Raw genomic sequence first — 16,474 nt, 5'->3', positions numbered from 1 at the left:
GGGGCGGGCGGCGGGACAAACGGCGGCGCTCAGCAGGGCGAACGGTGGGCGTCGGCGTGCCGACCGGTCAGGCCGTCCCGCCGCCGGCCCGGACCAGCCCGGTCTCGTAGGCGAGCACCACCACCTGCACACGGTCTCGGAGGCCGAGTTTGGTCAGGATGCGGCCGACGTGCGTCTTGACGGTGGCCTCCGACAGCACGAGGCGGCCGGCGATCTCCCCGTTGGACAGGCCCTGGGCGACGAGCATCATCACTTCCCGCTCCCGCTCCGTCAGCCTGGCCAGCTCCTTCTGCCGCGGCTCCGGGCCGGCGCTCGGCAGCATCGGGGAGAAACGGTCCAGGAGCCGCCGCGTCGTCGACGGCGCCACGACCGCGTCACCGCTGTGCACGGAACGGATCGCGGCGAGTAGTTCGCCGGGCGGCACGTCCTTGAGCATGAAGCCGCTGGCGCCGGCCTTCAGACCCGAGAAGGCGTACTCGTCGAGGTCGAAGGTGGTCAGGATCAGCACCTTGGGGGCGTTCGGCTCCGCGCAGATGCGCCGCGTCGCCTCCACCCCGTCGAGCCTCGGCATGCGTACGTCCATCAGCACGACGTCGACAGCGGCGGACCGCAGGTTCTCGATCGCCTCCGCGCCGTCCCCGGCCTCCGCGACGACCTCCATGTCCGGTTGGGCGGCGAGCACCATGCGGAAGCCGGTGCGCAGCAGCACCTGGTCGTCGACGAGCATCACGCGGATGGACATGTGGGTTCCGTCCCTCGGTTCTGTGGGCACTAGTGGGCGGGCTTGAGCGGCAGCAGCGCACTGATACGGAAGCCTCCGCCGGGCCGGGGTCCCGCGTCCAGGGTGCCGCCGACCATGCCGACGCGCTCCCGCATGCCGATGAGGCCGTGGCCTCGGCCGTCAGCGCCCCCGTCCTCGTACAGCTCGTGCGAGGCGCCGCGGCCGTCGTCCTCGACGAGCAGCCCGAGCCCGTCGTCGAAGTAGACGAGCCGCACGCTGGCGCCGGCGTCCGGGCCACCGTGCTTACGGGTGTTGGTGAGTGCTTCCTGCACGATCCGGTAGGCGGTGAGCTCGACACCGCTGGGCAGCGTGCGCGGCGTTCCCTCGACCTTGAAGTCCACGGTCAGACCGGCCCGGCGGACGTGCTCGACCAGTTCCTCGATCTGCTCCACATCCGGCTGGGGAACGTACTCGCCGCTCTCCGGCCCGTCGCCGGTGCGCAGCACGCCGAGCAGCCGGCGCATCTCCGCGAGCGCCTGGCGGCCGGTGCTCGAAATGGTCTCGAGGGCCTGCTTGGCCTGGTCGGGCGCGGCGTCCATGACGTAGGCGGCGCCGTCGGCCTGCACGACCATCACGGACACGTTGTGGGCGACGACGTCGTGGAGCTCGCGGGCGATCCTGGCGCGCTCGGCCGCGACCGCGACCTTGGCCTGCGCCTCGCGTTCCTTCTCCAGGCGGGTGGCGCGCTCCTCGAGCTGGTCGAAGTAGGCGCGCCGGGTGCGTATGGAGTCGCCGAGCACCCAGGCCAGGACGAACGGCAGGCTCATGACGACGGTGATGAAGATCCGCTCGGAGACCGCGGACGCCTCCTCCGGCCAGCGGATCTGCGCCAGCGACGCCGCTGACAGACCGCCGATCAGGGCCAGCCGCGAGGCCCACCGGGGCGAGCCGACCGCCGCGACGGTGTAGATGATGACCATCATCGCGAAGTCCGCAGGATTGACGCCGATGTCGAACACGAGCTGCGCGACGCCCGCCAGCGCGGCAAGGACCAGCATGTGTTCGGGCATCCGCCGGCGCATCGCCACGACAAGGCTCAGTGCCGTGACGATGACGGCGGCCGCGATGGTGCGGCCGGCGCCGTCCGGCACCTCGACCACCCACAGCATGGCGAATCCGAAGAGCGCGACGGCCCAGAAGGTGTCGACGCCCGTCGGGTGTCTGCGGATGAAGTCGTAGAGGCGCTGCACGTAACCCAGAGTAGGGAAGGCAGATAGGTGCAGGGGTCAACCGGAGGGGCGATCCGGGCAGCGGAGGCGTACTCCGCAAGGTGGAGACTGGTGCCCGTGACGTATGAGACCGGCGATTGGCGCGGCTGGCGGGAGGCGGCGGAGACCGCGCTCTACGGGCCTCGGGGGTTCTACCGGCGGCCGGAAGGTCCGGCGGGCCATTTCCGTACCTCCGTCCACGCGTCCGGGCTGTTCGCCGCCGCGGTGGCCCGCCTGCTGACCTCGACGGCCGGGTCGCTGGACCTCGCCGAGCCGGCGCTGATCGACGTGGGGGCGGGCCGCGGCGAACTGCTGACCGGTGTGCTCGCCGCGCTGCCGCCGGGCCTGCCGGTTCGCGCCTACGCGGTCGAGCGGGCGGACCGGCCCGCGGGCCTCGATCCGCGGATCGAGTGGACCGCGGAGATCCCCGAGGATCTGAACGGGCTGCTGTTCGCGAACGAGTGGCTCGACAATGTTCCCGTGGACGTGGCGGAGATGGACGCCCACGGGGTGGTCCGCCGCGTGCTGGTCCGCGACGACGGCGAAGAGCGGCTCGGCGACGAGGTCACCGGGGCGGACGCCGACTGGCTCGCCCGCTGGTGGCCGCTGGGCGAACCGGGAACGCGTGCGGAGATCGGCCGGCCCCGGGACGAGGCGTGGGCGGCGGCGGCAGGCTCCCTTGCGTCGGGTCTCGCGGTCGCCGTGGACTACGCGCACACGGCGGGGGCCCGGCCGCCGTTCGGCACGCTGACCGGCTTCCGCGACGGCCGCGAGGTGCGCCCCGTGCCGGACGGAAGCTGTGACATCACGGCCCACGTGGCGCTGGACGCGTGCGCCGCGCCGGGGGGCGCCGAGCTGGTCGGCCAGCGGGAGGCGCTGCGGAGGCTGGGCGTGAGCGGGGAGCGGCCGCCGCTCGCCCTCGCGTCGTCGGACCCCATGGGCTATGTGCGTGCCCTGTCACGGGCCGGGGAGGCGGCGGAGCTGACCGCGAAGGGCGGCCTCGGCGACTTCACCTGGCTCATGCAGAGGGTGGGGCGGCCTCTGAGAGACTGGTCGGCATGACGGAGACGACGGTCGGCATCGGCGGTGCGGCGGAGAACACCGACATGGTGCTCAACATCGGGCCCCAGCACCCCTCCACGCACGGCGTGCTGCGTCTTCGTCTGGTGCTCGACGGCGAGCGCATCCGGGAGGCGGAGCCGATCGTCGGCTACATGCACCGCGGTGCGGAGAAGCTCTTCGAGGCCCGCGACTACCGGCAGATCGTGGTGCTCGCCAACCGGCACGACTGGCTGTCCGCCTTCTCCAACGAGCTCGGTGTCGTCATGGCCGTGGAGCGGATGCTCGGCATGGAGGTCCCGGAGCGCGCGGTCTGGTCCCGTACGCTCCTCGCCGAGCTGAACCGGGTCCTCAACCACCTGATGTTCCTGGGCTCCTACCCCTTGGAGCTGGGCGGCATCACGCCGGTGTTCCACGCGTTCCGCGAGCGTGAAGAGCTGCAGACCGTGATGGAGGAGATCTCCGGCGGCAGGATGCACTACATGTTCAACCGGGTCGGCGGTCTCAAGGAGGACCTGCCCGCCGGCTGGCTCGGCCGCGCCCGGCACGCGATCGCGGACGTCCGCTCCCGCATGGACGTGTACGACCGCCTCGTCCTCGGCAACGAGATCTTCCGCGGCCGGACGCGTGACGTGGGAGTGCTCTCCGCGGAGGCCGTCCACGCCTTCGGCGTCAGCGGTCCGATCGCCCGCGCCTCCGGTGTGGACTTCGACCTGCGCCGCGACGAGCCCTACCTCGCCTACCCCGAACTGCAGGACACCCTCCACGTGGTGACCCGGCAGGAGGGCGACTGCCTGGCCCGCTTCGAGGTGCTCCTCGAGCAGACGCACAACGCCCTGGACCTGGCGGACGCCTGCCTCGACCGGATCGCCGAACTGCCGCCGGGCCCGATCAACCAGCGGCTGCCGAAGGTCCTCAAGGCACCCGAGGGCCACACGTACGCCTGGACCGAGAACCCGCTCGGCATCAACGGCTACTACCTGGTCTCCAAGGGTGAGAAGACGCCCTACCGGCTCAAGCTCCGGTCGGCGTCCTACAACAACATCCAGGCGCTCACGGTGCTGCTGCCCGGGACGCTGGTCGCCGACATGGTCGCCATCCTCGGGTCGCTGTTCTTCGTCGTCGGCGACATCGACAAGTAGCGTCCGTCGCTTCAGGAGACGGCGTTGCGCAGCCCGGCGACGTCCAGCTGCTCCGTCTCGTCGTGCGCGGTCAGGTCGATGACCTTGCCGACCGCGCGGGGCCCCCTGACGCGCTGGGCGGCGAGGGCCTCTTCGCCCACGACGTCCGCCAGGTCCTCGTGCTGGACCGCTTCGATCGCCTTCTGTGTGTCCGGCGCCTCGATGGCCCTCAGGGCGGTGGCGCTCTCGACGGCCTTGACGCCTTCGACGGCCTTGGCAGCGGACCCGGCCTCGCCGCCGTCGCCCGTGACGCCGTTCGCCGGGCCGCCCGTGCCGAAGAAGTCGAAGCCGCCCTCAGGGCGCTTCACGCGGGAGCGCTGCTGACCGTACGGGACGATCGCGGCGGCGGCAGGAACGGTTCGGCGGGCGGGGAGGGCGGACGACGGGCGTACGTCCTGCTCGGCCCCGGCGCCCGCCGCGTGCTTCCCCTGCGGCTCGTCCGCCTCACGGGAACGCTCCGCGAGGTCCCGGCGGCGCGCTTCCTCGACCGTGTGTCTCGCCTCCTGCGCCGCGGCATTGCGCGACAGGTCCTCCAGCGCCTTGGCCGCACGCAGAAACGTCGAGGGCGTCGGCGTGGAACCCGCGGGCAGCAGCACCTTCGCCGGTGCCGCCGCCTCGATCGCGAGCTGCCTGCGGCCCTCGAGGGCGCTGGCCCGCTCCGTCTCGGCGTTCGCGTACCGCCGCAGCAGTGCCGCGTGCTCGCCGCGCAGCGCGGCGAGTTCGACCCGCTTGGCGCGCAGCTTCGCGTCGAGCTTCAGCCGCAGCTCGCGGGACTCCTCGACGTCCGTCTCGAGCTCCGCTATGCGTTCCTCGAACTTCCACTGGTCACTGGCCCGGCCGCGCGTCAGCTCCGCGACCCTGCGCCCGGCCCCTCGGTCCCAGTTGCGCATGAGGACCGCACCGGTGACGGCGGCGGCCGCCGCGGCGGCGACCAGCACCCGGAGCGCCACGGTATCGCCGACGAACCACGCGCCGGCGGCGCACAGGACCGACGCTCCGGCGACCGCCGAGGGAGGCAGCAGCTTGTGCAGGGGCGGGGAATGGCGGTGGCGTCCTCGTGGCATGGCCCGAAATTTACCGTGCGTAGGCACGGAATGGGGCATCGGCCCGGCAAATCTCTGGGAGAGAATGCCGGGCCCGGCGGCCGCTACTTCCGCAGCAGTCCCTCCGACTCCAGATAGGCCTTCGCGACGTCCGCCGGCTTCGCGCGTTCGGAGTCCACCTTGCGGTTCAACTCGGCGAGATCCTCGGTGGTCAGTGCGTTGGTCAACCCGGCGAGGACATCGGCGATCTCCGCGCTCCCGGCGTCCTTCGCATTGACGACCGGAAGAATGTTGTCGGCGTTCTGGAGCTTCTTGTCGTCCTCCAGGACCACCAGGCCGTAGCTCTCGAGCGTGCCGTCGGTCGTGTAGGTGAGCACCATGTCGTCCTCACCGTCCTTGACGGCCTGCTTGGCCTGCGGGGTCCCGACGCCCTTCGGGTCGATGCCCGCGACGTCGATGCCGTAGGTCTTCTTCAGACCCGGCGCGCAGAAGGGCCGCACCTCGCACTCGTCGCCGGCCGCGATCTTCACCGGACGCTTGGACCTGCCGAGATCACTGAGCGTCTTCAGTTTGTTCTTCTCGGCGAATTCCTTCGTGACGGCGAAGGCGTTCTGGTCGACGGCTTCTCCGACGGGCAGCACCTTCAGTCCGAGCGGCTCCGCGAGCTTCGTGAGCTCCTGAACGGTCGAGGTGACATCACCCGACGCGACGGGCTTCTCCTCCGGCGCCTTGGGTCCGTTGACCTTCGCGTTGAGGAATTCGGCGAGGGTGGCCGCGTATTCCGGTACGACGTCGATCTCGCCCTTCTCCAGGGACGGTTCGTACAACTCGCGGTTCTTCACGGTGGTGATCGACGTCTTGTAGCCGGCGTCGCCGAGCAGCTGTGCGTACAGCTCGGCGAGGACCTTGGACTCGGTGAAGGCAGCGGCCCCGACGACCAGGGTGCCCTTCTTGCCCGATCCGGTCCCCGGTGACGTGCCGGCCTTCTCCTGCTCGAGGGATCCACCGCCGCACGCGGCGAGGGAACCCGTCAGGGCCACCACACCGAGTACCGCACCGGCGATGCGAGAGGTCTTGCTCATCAAGGTTCTCCGTCCACAGCGACATGGGAAGCGAATCGGCGGCACGCGCAGTCGGCGCGTGCCGTCAGGCGGACGACGGCACGGTCCTGCGCAAGGGACTCAGCAGCCGGTCGGCGGCCACCAGAACCCCTTCCACGACAAGGGCCAGCAGCGCCGCGAGCAGCGCCCCCGCCACAACCTGCGGGGTGTTGTACGTGTTGAACCCGGCGGTGATGATGCGGCCGAGGCCGCCCTGGCCGACCATCGAAGCGATCGTGGCCGTCGCCACGACCTGGACCGCGGCGGACCTCAGCCCGGTCATCAGCAGCGGATACGCGAGGGGCAGCTCGACCCGCAGGAAGACCTGCCCGCCCGACATGCCCATCCCCCGCGCGGCCTCCACCACGGCCCGGTCGACCTCCCGCATGCCCACGTACGCGTTGGTCAGCAGCGGCGGCACGGCGAACAGCACCAGGGCGATGATGGTCGGCACATAGCCGGCGCTGCGCAGCGGCGTGAGCATGAACAGCGCGAGGACCGCGAAGACCGGCACGGCCCGGCCCGCGTTGGAGATGTTGACCGCGAGCGCGCCGCCCTTGCCGATGTGCCCGAGCCACAGGGCTACGGGCAGCGCGATCGCGCAGGCGAGGAGGAGCGCGACACCGCTGACGTAGACATGTTCGCCGAGCCGGTGCCAGGCGCCGCCCTCCCCGGACCAGTTGGCGCCGGTGGTGAGCCACGTCCAAGCACCCGGGACCACACTCATCGGACCTTCGCCTCCGCCGTCCGTACCCGGCTCCAGGGGGTGAGCAGCCGCTGCAGGCCGAGGAGCAGCAGATCGGCGACGGCCGCCAGCAGCACGCACAGCACGGACGCGGTGAGCACCTGGGCCTTGAACGTGGTCTGCACGCCGTCGTCGATGAGATTGCCGAGACCGCCCTTGCCGACGAGCGCGCCCACCGTCGTCAGCGCGATCGTCGACACGGTCGCGATGCGGATACCCGCCATCAAGGCCGGCAGGGCCAGCGGCAGTTCCACCTCCCACAGCAGGCGCGCGGGGCCGTAGCCCATGCCGCGGGCGGCCTCACGCGCCTCGGTCGGGACCGCTTCCAGCCCGGCCATGATGTTGCGCACGAGGATGGTGAGGGAGTAGAGCACGAGCCCTGTCACCACCAGGGCGGCAGACAGCCCGAAGAACGGCAGCAGCAGCGAGAACATGGCCAGCGAGGGGATCGTGTAGAGCAGGGTGGTCAACCCCAGCACGGGACCGGCGAACCGCGGCCTGGCACGGGCCAGCAGCGCGAGCGGGAAGGCCACCGCCAGCCCGATCAGTACCGACGCGACGGTGATCCAGACGTGCTGGACCGTCGCTTCGGTCAACTCCTGACCGCGGGAGCGGATGTACTCGCCGCAGATCCAGTCGTTCGCCGCGAGACAGCCCCCCGCCGCCTGCTTTGTGCCCGCCCACCACGTACTCATCCACCCCCACCTCCCCCGCAACCGCCGAACATATGTCTGGCGACCATAACCCTGGGCACCGACAATGCCCCGGAACGGCCACAGTGCAGCAACACGGCTTTCACACAGCACCCGTCACAATGGGGAGTCATGATCCGGTTCGAGCACGTCACCAAGCGGTACCCGGACGGCACGACGGCCGTCGACGATCTCTCCTTCGAGGTCGCGGAGGGTGAACTGGTCACGCTCGTCGGACCGTCCGGCTGCGGCAAGACCACCACCATGAAGATGGTCAACCGCCTCATCGAACCGAGCAGCGGGCAGATCTTCATGGACGGCCGGGACATCGCCGGCACGAACCCGGTCGAACTGCGCCGCCGTATCGGCTATGTGATCCAGCAGGTCGGTCTGTTCCCGCACCGGACGGTCCTGGAGAACACCGCGACCGTCCCCCGCCTCCTCGGCGCCAAGCGGTCCGCAGGCCGGGCGCGCGCCGCTGAACTCCTCGACCTGGTGGGCCTCGACCCGTCCGTGTACGGCGACCGCTACCCGGACCAGTTGTCGGGCGGCCAGCGCCAGCGGGTCGGCGTGGCCAGGGCACTGGCCGCCGACCCGCCCGTGCTGCTGATGGACGAGCCCTTCGGCGCGGTCGACCCCGTCGTACGCGAGCATCTGCAGAACGAGTTCCTGAAGCTCCAGGCACAGGTGCGCAAGACGGTCCTGTTCGTCACCCACGACATCGAGGAGGCCGTGCGCCTCGGGGACCGCATCGCGGTCTACGGGCAGGGCCGCATCGAGCAGTTCGACGCCCCGGCGGCCGTCCTCGGCGCCCCCGCCACCCCCTACGTGGCCGAGTTCGTCGGCGCGGACCGCGGACTCAAGCGTCTGTCCGTCACCCCCATCGAGCCCGCGGACCTGGAGCAGCCGCCGGTCGTCCACCTGGACGATCCGCTCCCCCGCGACCTCGGCGCCCGCTGGGCCGTCGTCCTGGACGGCGAGGAGAACCTGCACGGCTGGATCTCCGAGGAGCGGGCCCGGCAGAGCGGTTCGGTGCGCGACCATTCCCGCCGTATGGAGGCCTGGCTGCCGGTGGGCGCCTCGCTCAAGCAGGCGTTCTCCACGATGCTCCAGCACGACGCGGGCTGGATCGCGGTGATCGACGAGGAGGAGACCGGGCGGTTCCTCGGTGTCCTCACCCCGGCCCGGCTGCACGAGGCGCTGCGGCGCTCGATCGACGCGGACGCCCAGGACATCTCCCGTGCGGAGGTGGCCCTGGAGTCCATCGCGACCGTCCCGCCGGCGGGCCCCGTCACGAAGGACTGAGCCGGCCGGCCAGCCACTGAAGGGCCGGCGGGATCTCTCGCCGCCACGTGTTGAAGTTGTGCCCGCCGCTGTCGAGGACGATCGACGACACCCGCGCCGGCGCCTTCACCTTCTTGACGAAGGCGCGCGTTGCCGCCAGATTGCCTTCGCCCTGCCGGGAGGTGGTGACCAGGAACGACGAACGGCCCTGCGGCAGATGGTCCAGGCTCCACAGCAGGTCGGCCCGCTTGCGCTCCCGGTCGTCGCCGTGGAACAGGTCGCCGGTCGTCGGGTCCTCGGCCGCCTTGTAGTACGCCGAGAGCCCGACACCCGCCGAGAACCGCTCCGGATGGTGCAGCGCGATCTTCAAAGCGCAGTAGCCGCCCGTGGAGTTGCCCATGAAGCCCCAGTTACGCGCATGGGTCCCCACCCGGTACGTCTCGGAGACGGCCCTCGGCAGGTCCTCGGCGAAGAAGGTCTCCGTCTTCGGTCCCCCGGGCACGTCCACGCACTCGGTGTCCCTCGGCGGCGCCACCGTCGGCCGCAGCATCACCAGGATCATCGGCTGCATCCGCCCGTCCTTGCCCTGCTCGTACGCGGTCCTCGGGTACTTGAGTCCCTTGAGCAGGTTCTCCGCGGTGCCCGGGTACCCCGTCAGCACGACTGCCGCCGGAAAGGTCCGCTCCCGGTGCTCGGCATGGAAGTACTCCGGCGGCAGATAGACGTACGCGGGGCTGTCGATCCCCGACTTCGCGCCCGACACGACCACCTTGTGTATCTGGCCGCCCGTCTCCGGGCGGGACGCGCCCGGCACACCGGGTCTCTGCTTCTCGACGACCCTCAGATGGGTGCCCTGCGAATGGTCCACGACCACGCCCATGTCCTGCTGCTGCCCGAAGAGGTCGGCCCACGAGCCGTAGAACAGGAAGGAGTTGTTGGCCGCGAGCCCGACCGCGGCGAAGAGCGAAAGCTGTGTGGCGAGCAGCAGACCGACACGCCCCGCCACGGCCCGCGGCCCGCGGCCCGCCAGCCTCGGCCACAGCCATACCGTGGCGGCGAACAGCAGCACGGCCGCCGCGACGGCCAAGGCCAGGACTTTGTTACTGGTCAGACCCATGAGTCGGGTGTGCCTTCCGTATCGTCGAATTCCGGGTGCGGATGAACCCGCCTCCCCGAAGTCCCGTCCTAGAGGGCGCAAATCGTCCGGGCCGACCGACCTGAGGCCTTGGGCACGGGATCTCATCCGAAATCACGGGAAGCGATGTCTGCAACAGTAGATGGGGACAAATCAGGATCGGTTCCGAACCGGGTGCGCCGCATGCTGCACGGCCCACGGCCCGAGACGGTCCCGGCCCTGGTCGGCACGGCCTGCACGTTCGTCGGTCTGATCGACATCGCGGCAGGGATCTTCCCGCGTTTCCGGCACAGCCGGATGCACACGATCGCCGAGGTACTGCCGGGCGCCACCGGCCCGTTCGCCGCCGCGCTCTCGCTGAGCGCCGGCATGCTGCTGCTCCTGCTGGCGCACGGGATCAAGCGCCACAAGCGCCGGGCCTGGCGGGCGGCCGTCGTACTGCTGCCGGCCGGGGCCGTCGCGCAGTTCGTCTACCGGCACTCCGTCATCGGCGTGCTGCTCTCCCTCGCGCTGCTGGCGCTGCTGCTGCGCCACCGGGGTGAGTTCGCCGCGCTGCCCGACCCGCGCAGCCGCTGGCGGGCGCTCGCCAACTTCGTTTCGATGGGCGCCGGTTCACTCGTCATCGGGCTGGTGGTCGTCAGCGCCCACCCCGGCCGGGTCGTCGGCGACCCCGGGCTCACCGACCGCCTGGAGCACGTCATCTACGGGCTCTTCGGCTTCGAGGGCCCCATCGAGTACACCGGCACAGTCTCCTGGACCGTCGGCTACTGCCTCGGCGCACTCGGCCTGCTGACCGCCGTCACCACCATCTACCTCGCCTTCCGTCCCGAGCACCCCGCCGCCCGCCTCACCGAGGACGACGAGCGCCGGCTGCGGGACCTGCTCGCCGTCCACGGCGGGCGTGACTCGCTCGGCCACTTCGCGCTCCGCCGCGACAAGGGCGTCGTCTTCTCCCCCAGCGGCAAGGCCGCCGTCTGCTACCGCGTCGTGTCCGGTGTGATGCTCGCGAGCGGCGACCCGATCGGCGACGTCGAGGCATGGCCCGGCGCCATCGAACGCTTCATGGACGAGGCGAAGGCCCACTCCTGGACCCCGGCGGTGATGGGGTGCTCGGAGACAGGGGGCGAGGTCTGGACCCGCGAGACCGGCCTCGACGCCCTGGAACTCGGGGACGAGGCGGTGGTGGATGTCGCGGATTTCTCCCTCACCGGGCGCGCCATGCGGAACGTGCGCCAGATGGTGAAGCGCATCGAGCGGGGCGGCTACCGTACCCGCGTGCGCCGCGCCCGTGATCTCACCGACGAGGAGGTCGGGCAGATCCGCCGCGCCGCCGCCGACTGGCGCGGCACCGACACCGAGCGCGGCTTCTCCATGGCCCTGGGCCGTATCGGCGACCCCGCCGACGGCGAGGCCGTGATCGCCACCGCCCACAAGGCCGACGAGAGCGGAACGTCGCCTTACGGCGACCTGAAGGCGGTCATTCACTTCGTCCCGTGGGGCACGGACGGCATGTCGCTGGAGCTGATGCGCCGCGACCGGTCCGCCGACCCGGGCATGAACGAGCTGCTGATCGTCGCCGCCCTCCAGGCGGCGCCCGGCCTGGGGGTCGAGCGTGTCTCCCTCAACTTCGCGATGTTCCGTTCGGCGCTGGCCAGGGGCGAGAAGATCGGGGCCGGGCCGGTGCTGCGGATGTGGCGCGGGCTGCTCGTGTTCCTCTCCCGCTGGTTCCAGATCGAGTCGCTGTACAAGTTCAACGCCAAGTTCCGGCCCCGCTGGGAGCCCCGGTTCGTGGTCTTCCCCGCCACCCGCGATCTGCCCCGAATCGGCTTCGCCGCGATGCAGGCCGAGGGATTCGTCAATCTCTCGCTGCCGCGCCCCTTCGCCCGCCGACGCACGCGGGTTCCGCGCCCCTGCGCCCATCTGCCCGCCCGGCCGGAACCGCGCGAGGCCCACGCGGCATGACGGGGTCCGCCCCTGTGCGCCCCCGGCCCCGCAGGGGCCGTGGACGCCCGGTGCGGCGCGAGCGCGGCCCGAGCCGGGCCCGGGCGCCGCACAACTCGCGCACGAGCCGCACCCGGCCACGAGTGGCATGGACGCGGTCCGTACGGGCCTAGGCTGGGTTCCATGAGTACGTTGCGCGGACGGGGCACGGCCGACGGCCTGCCGGAGTGGGATCGCTGTGCGGTCATGGGAGTCGTCAATGTGACGCCGGACTCCTTCTCCGACGGCGGGCGCTGGTTCGACACCACGGCCGCGATCAAGCGCGGTCTCGAGCTGGTGGCCGAGGGCGCCGACCTCGTCGACGTGGGCGGCGAGTCCACCAGGCCAGGAGCCAGCCGGGTCGACGAGGACGAGGAGCTCCGCCGGGTCGTGCCCGTCGTGCGGGGCCTCGCCGCGGAGGGCGTCACCGTCTCCGTCGACACGATGCGCGCCGTCGTTGCGGAGCAGGCGGTCGCGGCCGGCGCGGTGCTCGTCAACGACGTCAGCGGCGGCCTCGCCGACCCCCGGATGGTCCCCGTCGTGGCCGCGACGGGTGCCCCGTTCGTGGTCATGCACTGGCGGGGCTTCAGCGAGGACATGAACAGCCGCGCCGTGTACGCGGACGTGGTCGCCGAGGTGGTCGCCGAACTGCGCGCCCGTATGGAGGCCGTCGTCGAGGGCGGGATCGCGCCGGAGCGCATCGTCGTCGACCCGGGCCTCGGCTTCGCGAAGCGGGCGGAGCACGACCTCGCGCTCGTGGCACATCTCGCGGAACTGCGGGCGCTCGGCCGGCCGGTCCTGGTCGCCGCGTCCCGCAAGCGCTTCCTCGGCCGCGTACTGGCCAAGGACGGGCCGCCGCCGCCCGCCCGCGAGCGGGACGCCGCCACCGCCGCGGTCTCCGCCATCTCCGCCCACGAAGGCGCCTGGGCGGTCAGGGTCCACGAGGTGCGGGCCACGGCCGACGCCGTAAGGGTCGCGCGTGCCGTCGAGGGCGCCCGGTGAGCCTGACCGACACCGAGCTCGTCGAGCAGGCCAACACCGCCTTCTACGAGACGATGGAACGCGGTGACTTCGACGAACTGTCCGACCTGTGGCTGGACGACGACATCTCGTGCATCCACCCCGGCTGGCCGGTGCTCTCCGGCCGCGGCGAGGTGCTCCGCTCGTACGCCCTGATCATGGCGAACACCGAGTACATCCAGTTCTTCCTCACCGACGTGAAGGTGCACCTGGCCGGTGACACGGCGCTGGTCACCTGTACGGAGAACATCCTCAGCGGCGGTCCCGCGGAGGACGGCGGCGAGCTCGGGCCACTCGTCGGCCAGCTGGTCGTGGCGACCAATGTCTTCCGCCGCACAGCCGACGGCTGGAAGATCTGGTCACACCACGGCTCGCCGGTGCTCACGGAAACCGACGGCGAAGAGGACGAGAACAGCCCCTCATAAGTGGGTAGGGGGCCAACACAGGGTTCGTCGCCGCGCATGCGCGGGTATACGCGCCTACCCGGCCTCTCGTGAGTCCTCCACGGCCCCATGGGCAGGTCCTGTCGGTGCTCGCAGGTAGATTCGAACGCGGGCACCACGCCATCCGCATGTGGCCGCGTGCCCGCAGACCTACAGAAGCAGGAGTGATTCGCGTGGATCGTGTCGCGCTGCGCGGCCTCAAGGCCCGTGGGCACCACGGCGTTTTTCCCAAGGAACGGGAAGAGGGCCAGACCTTCATCGTCGACCTGGTGCTCGGTCTGGACACCCGCCCCGCGGCTGCCGACGACGACCTGGCGAAGACCGTGCACTACGGAGTGGTCGCGGAGGAGGTCGTCGCCGTCGTCGAGGGCGACCCGGTGGACCTGATCGAGACGCTGGCGGAGCGGATCGCCCAGGTGTGCCTCAAACACGACCCTGTCGAGGAGGTCCAAGTGGTGGTGCACAAGCCGGACGCCCCGATCACGGTGCCCTTCGACGACGTCACCATCACGATCACCCGGAGCCGAGTATGAACCAGGCAGCGAGCGACCCGACCGTGCAGCCGGTGCCGTCGTCCGTCACGGAACAGGTCGACGCGGCCGACGTCACCCTGTCCAACCCCAAGGACGCCGTGCTGTCCCTCGGATCCAACCTCGGCAACCGCCTGGAGACCCTCCAGGGCGCCATCGACGCCCTCGAGGACACTCCCGGCCTCCGGGTGAAGGCCGTGTCTCCCGTGTACGAGACGGAGCCGTGGGGCGTCGACCCCGGCAGCCAGCCGTCGTACTTCAACGCGGTGGTCGTGATCAGGACGACCCTGCCGCCGTCGTCGCTGCTGGAGCGCGGACAGGCCATCGAGGAGGCGTTCGACCGCGTCCGCGAGGAGCGCTGGGGCCCGCGCACCATCGACGTCGACATCGTCGCCTACGCGGACGTCGTGTCCGACGATCCGGCCCTCACCCTTCCGCATCCGCGCGCCCATCAGCGCGCCTTCGTCCTAGCCCCCTGGCACGACGTGCAGCCGGAGGCACAGCTGCCGGGCCGCGGCGCGGTGGCCGAGCTGCTGGCCGGTGTGGGCGCGGGCGGCGTCCAGCCGCGCGGCGACCTGGAACTGCGGCTGCCCGAGTAGTCGTTAGGCTCGTACGGAACGATCTCCCGCGGCGGGTCCGCGGGGCACGGACGACAGGCGAAGGGCGGCTTACTCGGTGAAGCAACTACGGCTCGGTGTGCTGGCCGGTCTCTTCGCCGTGGCAGGAGTCCTTTCCTGGGGCGGCGCCCGCCTGTGGGACTCACTGGGCACCCTGCCGAGCGTGCCGCTTGCCGCGCCGATCGTGCTCGCCGCGATCGCCGTCGTCCTCGCCGCGACCGCGCTCTCCCTGCGCGCCCGCCTGCGGGCCCAGCGCGAACGCCGGCCGGGCGCCAAGGGCGTCGAGCCCCTGATGGCCGCCCGCGCGGTGGTCTTCGGTCAGGCGAGCGCCCTGGTGGCGGCCCTGGTCAGCGGCATGTACGGCGGCACGGGTGTGTTCCTGCTGGGCTCCCTCGACGTCCCGGCCCGCCGCGACCAGGCGATCTACGCCGGTTTCGCCGTGGTGACCGGCATCGCCGTGATCGCCGCCGCCATCTTCCTGGAGCGGGTCTGCAAGCTCCCGGAGGACGGCGACGACGAGAACGGCGACGGCGCGGCCAGGGCCTGACCCCGAACCGCCGCGCCAGGCGGGCCGCTGGGCGGCCGGCCCTCCGGTCAGAGCAGCGTGCCACCCTCCACCTCGGTGGACGACAGGATCGCCGAGAGCCGCTCGAGAACCTCTCCGGGCAGCTTCACCCTCCCCGCCGCCAGGTTCTCCTCGATGTGCGCGGGCGTCCGGCTGCCCGGAATCGGGACCACGTGCTCGTCCTGGTGCAGCAGCCATGCCAGCGCCAGCTGGGCGGGCGTGATCGACAGCTCGGCCGCGATGCCGCGGACCGGGGCGAAACGGTCGTTGTTGGCCTTGAGGTTGGCGGCGGCGAAGCGCGGCGCGTTCTGCCGGAAGTCGCCCTCCTTCACCTCACTGACGGCGCCGCTGAGGAACCCGCTGCCCAGCGGGGACCACGGCACGATGCCCACCCCCAGCTCCCTCGCGGCCGCCAGCAGCTCCGGATCGATAGGCCGCCACATCGACCACTCCGTCTGCACGGCCGCCACCGGGTGCACGGCATGCGCGGCGCGCAGTTGCGCGGCGGTCACGTTGGACAGACCGAGGTGCAGGACGAGACCGTCCCTGATCAGCTCGGCGACGGCGCCGACCGTGTCCTCCAGCGGCACCTGCGGGTCCGGGAAGTGCGGGTAGTAGAGGTCGATCCGGTCGGTGCCGAGGCCGCGCAGGCTCGCTTCGGCGTAGCCGCGGACATGCTCCGGCGCGGCGTTGACGGCCAGCTCGCCGAAGGCGAAGCCGACGGGGAACGGATGCGGTTCGACACCGTCCGGAAGTCGGAAGCCGAACTTCGTGGCGATGGCGATCTCGTCCCGCCGGCCACGCAGGGCCCTGCCGATGAGCTGCTCGTTGTGCCCGTCGGTTCCGTAGCCGTCGGACGTGTCGATGAAGGTGGCGCCGGCGTCGACGGCGGCGAGCAGTGCCCGCTCGCCGCGCTCGTCGTCGATCTCGCCGTACACACCGGGGGAAAGGACCATCGCGCCGAAGCCGAGTGCGGAGACCTCGAGGTCACCGAGGCGGCGCGTGGGCAGCAGTTGTTCGGTCATACGGCCGATCCTTGCAGCAACTCCAGGCTGTCACCGGGGAGTTGATGAAGAACGCGGACACTGTCG

General features: G+C 71.2%; 17 protein-coding genes. 9 read left to right on the top strand and 8 right to left on the bottom strand.

Translation table 11 applies throughout. The features are described from left to right. Nucleotides 1–67: 67 nt before the first annotated feature. Both MDN94_RS09825 and MDN94_RS09820 read right to left on the bottom strand, forming a co-directional pair. Nucleotides 68–742, bottom strand: coding sequence for a response regulator (locus MDN94_RS09825; protein ID WP_482725489.1), 675 nt, complete (start codon nt 740–742; stop codon nt 68–70). A gap of 29 nt (nt 743–771) precedes the next feature. After that, complete coding sequence (locus MDN94_RS09820; RefSeq protein WP_482725488.1) at nt 772–1,971, bottom strand: sensor histidine kinase; 1,200 nt, start codon at nt 1,969–1,971, stop codon at nt 772–774. Between the two features lie 87 nt (nt 1,972–2,058). On the opposite strand from MDN94_RS09820, the gene MDN94_RS09815 reads away from it, so the two are divergent. Continuing rightward, on the top strand, nt 2,059–3,051 hold the full coding sequence (locus MDN94_RS09815) for an SAM-dependent methyltransferase (RefSeq protein ID WP_482727042.1): 993 nt from the start codon (nt 2,059–2,061) through the stop codon (nt 3,049–3,051). After that, the gene (locus MDN94_RS09810; RefSeq protein WP_482725487.1) at nt 3,048–4,190 is read left to right on the top strand and encodes an NADH-quinone oxidoreductase subunit D; all 1,143 of its coding nucleotides are present in this window, start codon (nt 3,048–3,050) and stop codon (nt 4,188–4,190) included. The genes MDN94_RS09815 and MDN94_RS09810 overlap by 4 nt, the downstream gene beginning before the upstream one ends. A gap of 11 nt (nt 4,191–4,201) precedes the next feature. Here the strand turns inward: MDN94_RS09810 and MDN94_RS09805 are convergent, their stop codons facing one another. From MDN94_RS09805 to MDN94_RS09790, 4 genes are all read right to left on the bottom strand, one after another. Next, on the bottom strand, nt 4,202–5,293 hold the full coding sequence (locus MDN94_RS09805) for a hypothetical protein (RefSeq protein WP_482725486.1): 1,092 nt from the start codon (nt 5,291–5,293) through the stop codon (nt 4,202–4,204). Between the two features lie 83 nt (nt 5,294–5,376). After that, nucleotides 5,377–6,354: an ABC transporter substrate-binding protein gene (locus MDN94_RS09800; protein ID WP_482725485.1), complete on the bottom strand. Its 978-nt coding sequence runs from the start codon at nt 6,352–6,354 to the stop codon at nt 5,377–5,379. A gap of 64 nt (nt 6,355–6,418) precedes the next feature. Then, nucleotides 6,419–7,099: an ABC transporter permease gene (locus tag MDN94_RS09795; RefSeq protein ID WP_482725484.1), complete on the bottom strand. Its 681-nt coding sequence runs from the start codon at nt 7,097–7,099 to the stop codon at nt 6,419–6,421. Beyond that, entirely contained in the window at nt 7,096–7,812 is a 717-nt protein-coding gene (locus MDN94_RS09790) for an ABC transporter permease (protein ID WP_482725483.1), read from the bottom strand. The genes MDN94_RS09795 and MDN94_RS09790 overlap by 4 nt, the downstream gene beginning before the upstream one ends. A gap of 129 nt (nt 7,813–7,941) precedes the next feature. Here MDN94_RS09790 and MDN94_RS09785 point away from each other — a divergent pair, with 129 nt between their 5' ends. Beyond that, nucleotides 7,942–9,114: an ABC transporter ATP-binding protein gene (locus MDN94_RS09785; protein ID WP_482725482.1), complete on the top strand. Its 1,173-nt coding sequence runs from the start codon at nt 7,942–7,944 to the stop codon at nt 9,112–9,114. Here the strand turns inward: MDN94_RS09785 and MDN94_RS09780 are convergent. After that, on the bottom strand, nt 9,101–10,210 hold the full coding sequence (locus tag MDN94_RS09780; protein ID WP_482725481.1) for an alpha/beta hydrolase: 1,110 nt from the start codon (nt 10,208–10,210) through the stop codon (nt 9,101–9,103). The two genes, MDN94_RS09785 and MDN94_RS09780, sit on opposite strands and share 14 nt — an antisense overlap. 144 nt (nt 10,211–10,354) lie before the next feature. On the opposite strand from MDN94_RS09780, the gene MDN94_RS09775 reads away from it, so the two are divergent. The 6 genes from MDN94_RS09775 to MDN94_RS09750 all read left to right on the top strand — a co-directional run bounded on the left by MDN94_RS09775 (nt 10,355) and on the right by MDN94_RS09750 (nt 15,365). Next, nucleotides 10,355–12,190 (top strand): phosphatidylglycerol lysyltransferase domain-containing protein, encoded by a 1,836-nt coding sequence (locus MDN94_RS09775; RefSeq protein WP_482725480.1) that lies wholly within the window; start codon nt 10,355–10,357, stop codon nt 12,188–12,190. A 162-nt stretch (nt 12,191–12,352) separates the two neighbouring features. Next, the gene (gene folP / locus MDN94_RS09770) at nt 12,353–13,210 is read left to right on the top strand and encodes a dihydropteroate synthase (protein WP_482725479.1); all 858 of its coding nucleotides are present in this window, start codon (nt 12,353–12,355) and stop codon (nt 13,208–13,210) included. Beyond that, nucleotides 13,207–13,653 (top strand): nuclear transport factor 2 family protein, encoded by a 447-nt coding sequence (locus tag MDN94_RS09765; protein WP_159689081.1) that lies wholly within the window; start codon nt 13,207–13,209, stop codon nt 13,651–13,653. Before folP ends, MDN94_RS09765 begins: the two co-directional genes overlap by 4 nt. 191 nt (nt 13,654–13,844) lie before the next feature. Beyond that, a complete protein-coding gene (folB, locus tag MDN94_RS09760; protein ID WP_482725478.1) occupies nt 13,845–14,204 on the top strand; it encodes a dihydroneopterin aldolase in 360 nt (119 codons plus the stop codon). Then, nucleotides 14,201–14,800 carry a 2-amino-4-hydroxy-6-hydroxymethyldihydropteridine diphosphokinase gene (folK, locus tag MDN94_RS09755; protein WP_482725477.1) on the top strand — a complete coding sequence of 200 codons (600 nt, stop codon included), beginning with the start codon at nt 14,201–14,203 and terminating at the stop codon, nt 14,798–14,800. The genes folB and folK overlap by 4 nt, the downstream gene beginning before the upstream one ends. A gap of 76 nt (nt 14,801–14,876) precedes the next feature. After that, nucleotides 14,877–15,365, top strand: coding sequence for a DUF3180 domain-containing protein (locus MDN94_RS09750; protein ID WP_482725476.1), 489 nt, complete (start codon nt 14,877–14,879; stop codon nt 15,363–15,365). A 47-nt stretch (nt 15,366–15,412) separates the two neighbouring features. On the opposite strand, the gene MDN94_RS09745 is transcribed toward MDN94_RS09750, so the two are convergent. Beyond that, nucleotides 15,413–16,408 (bottom strand): aldo/keto reductase, encoded by a 996-nt coding sequence (locus tag MDN94_RS09745; RefSeq protein ID WP_482725475.1) that lies wholly within the window; start codon nt 16,406–16,408, stop codon nt 15,413–15,415. Nucleotides 16,409–16,474 lie beyond the last annotated feature (66 nt).

The sequence above is a fragment of the Streptomyces sp. WAC00040 genome (assembly GCF_056835925.1).
Note: the sequence above shows the minus strand (reverse complement) of the source record. Positions and strands in the feature narration are given on the sequence as shown.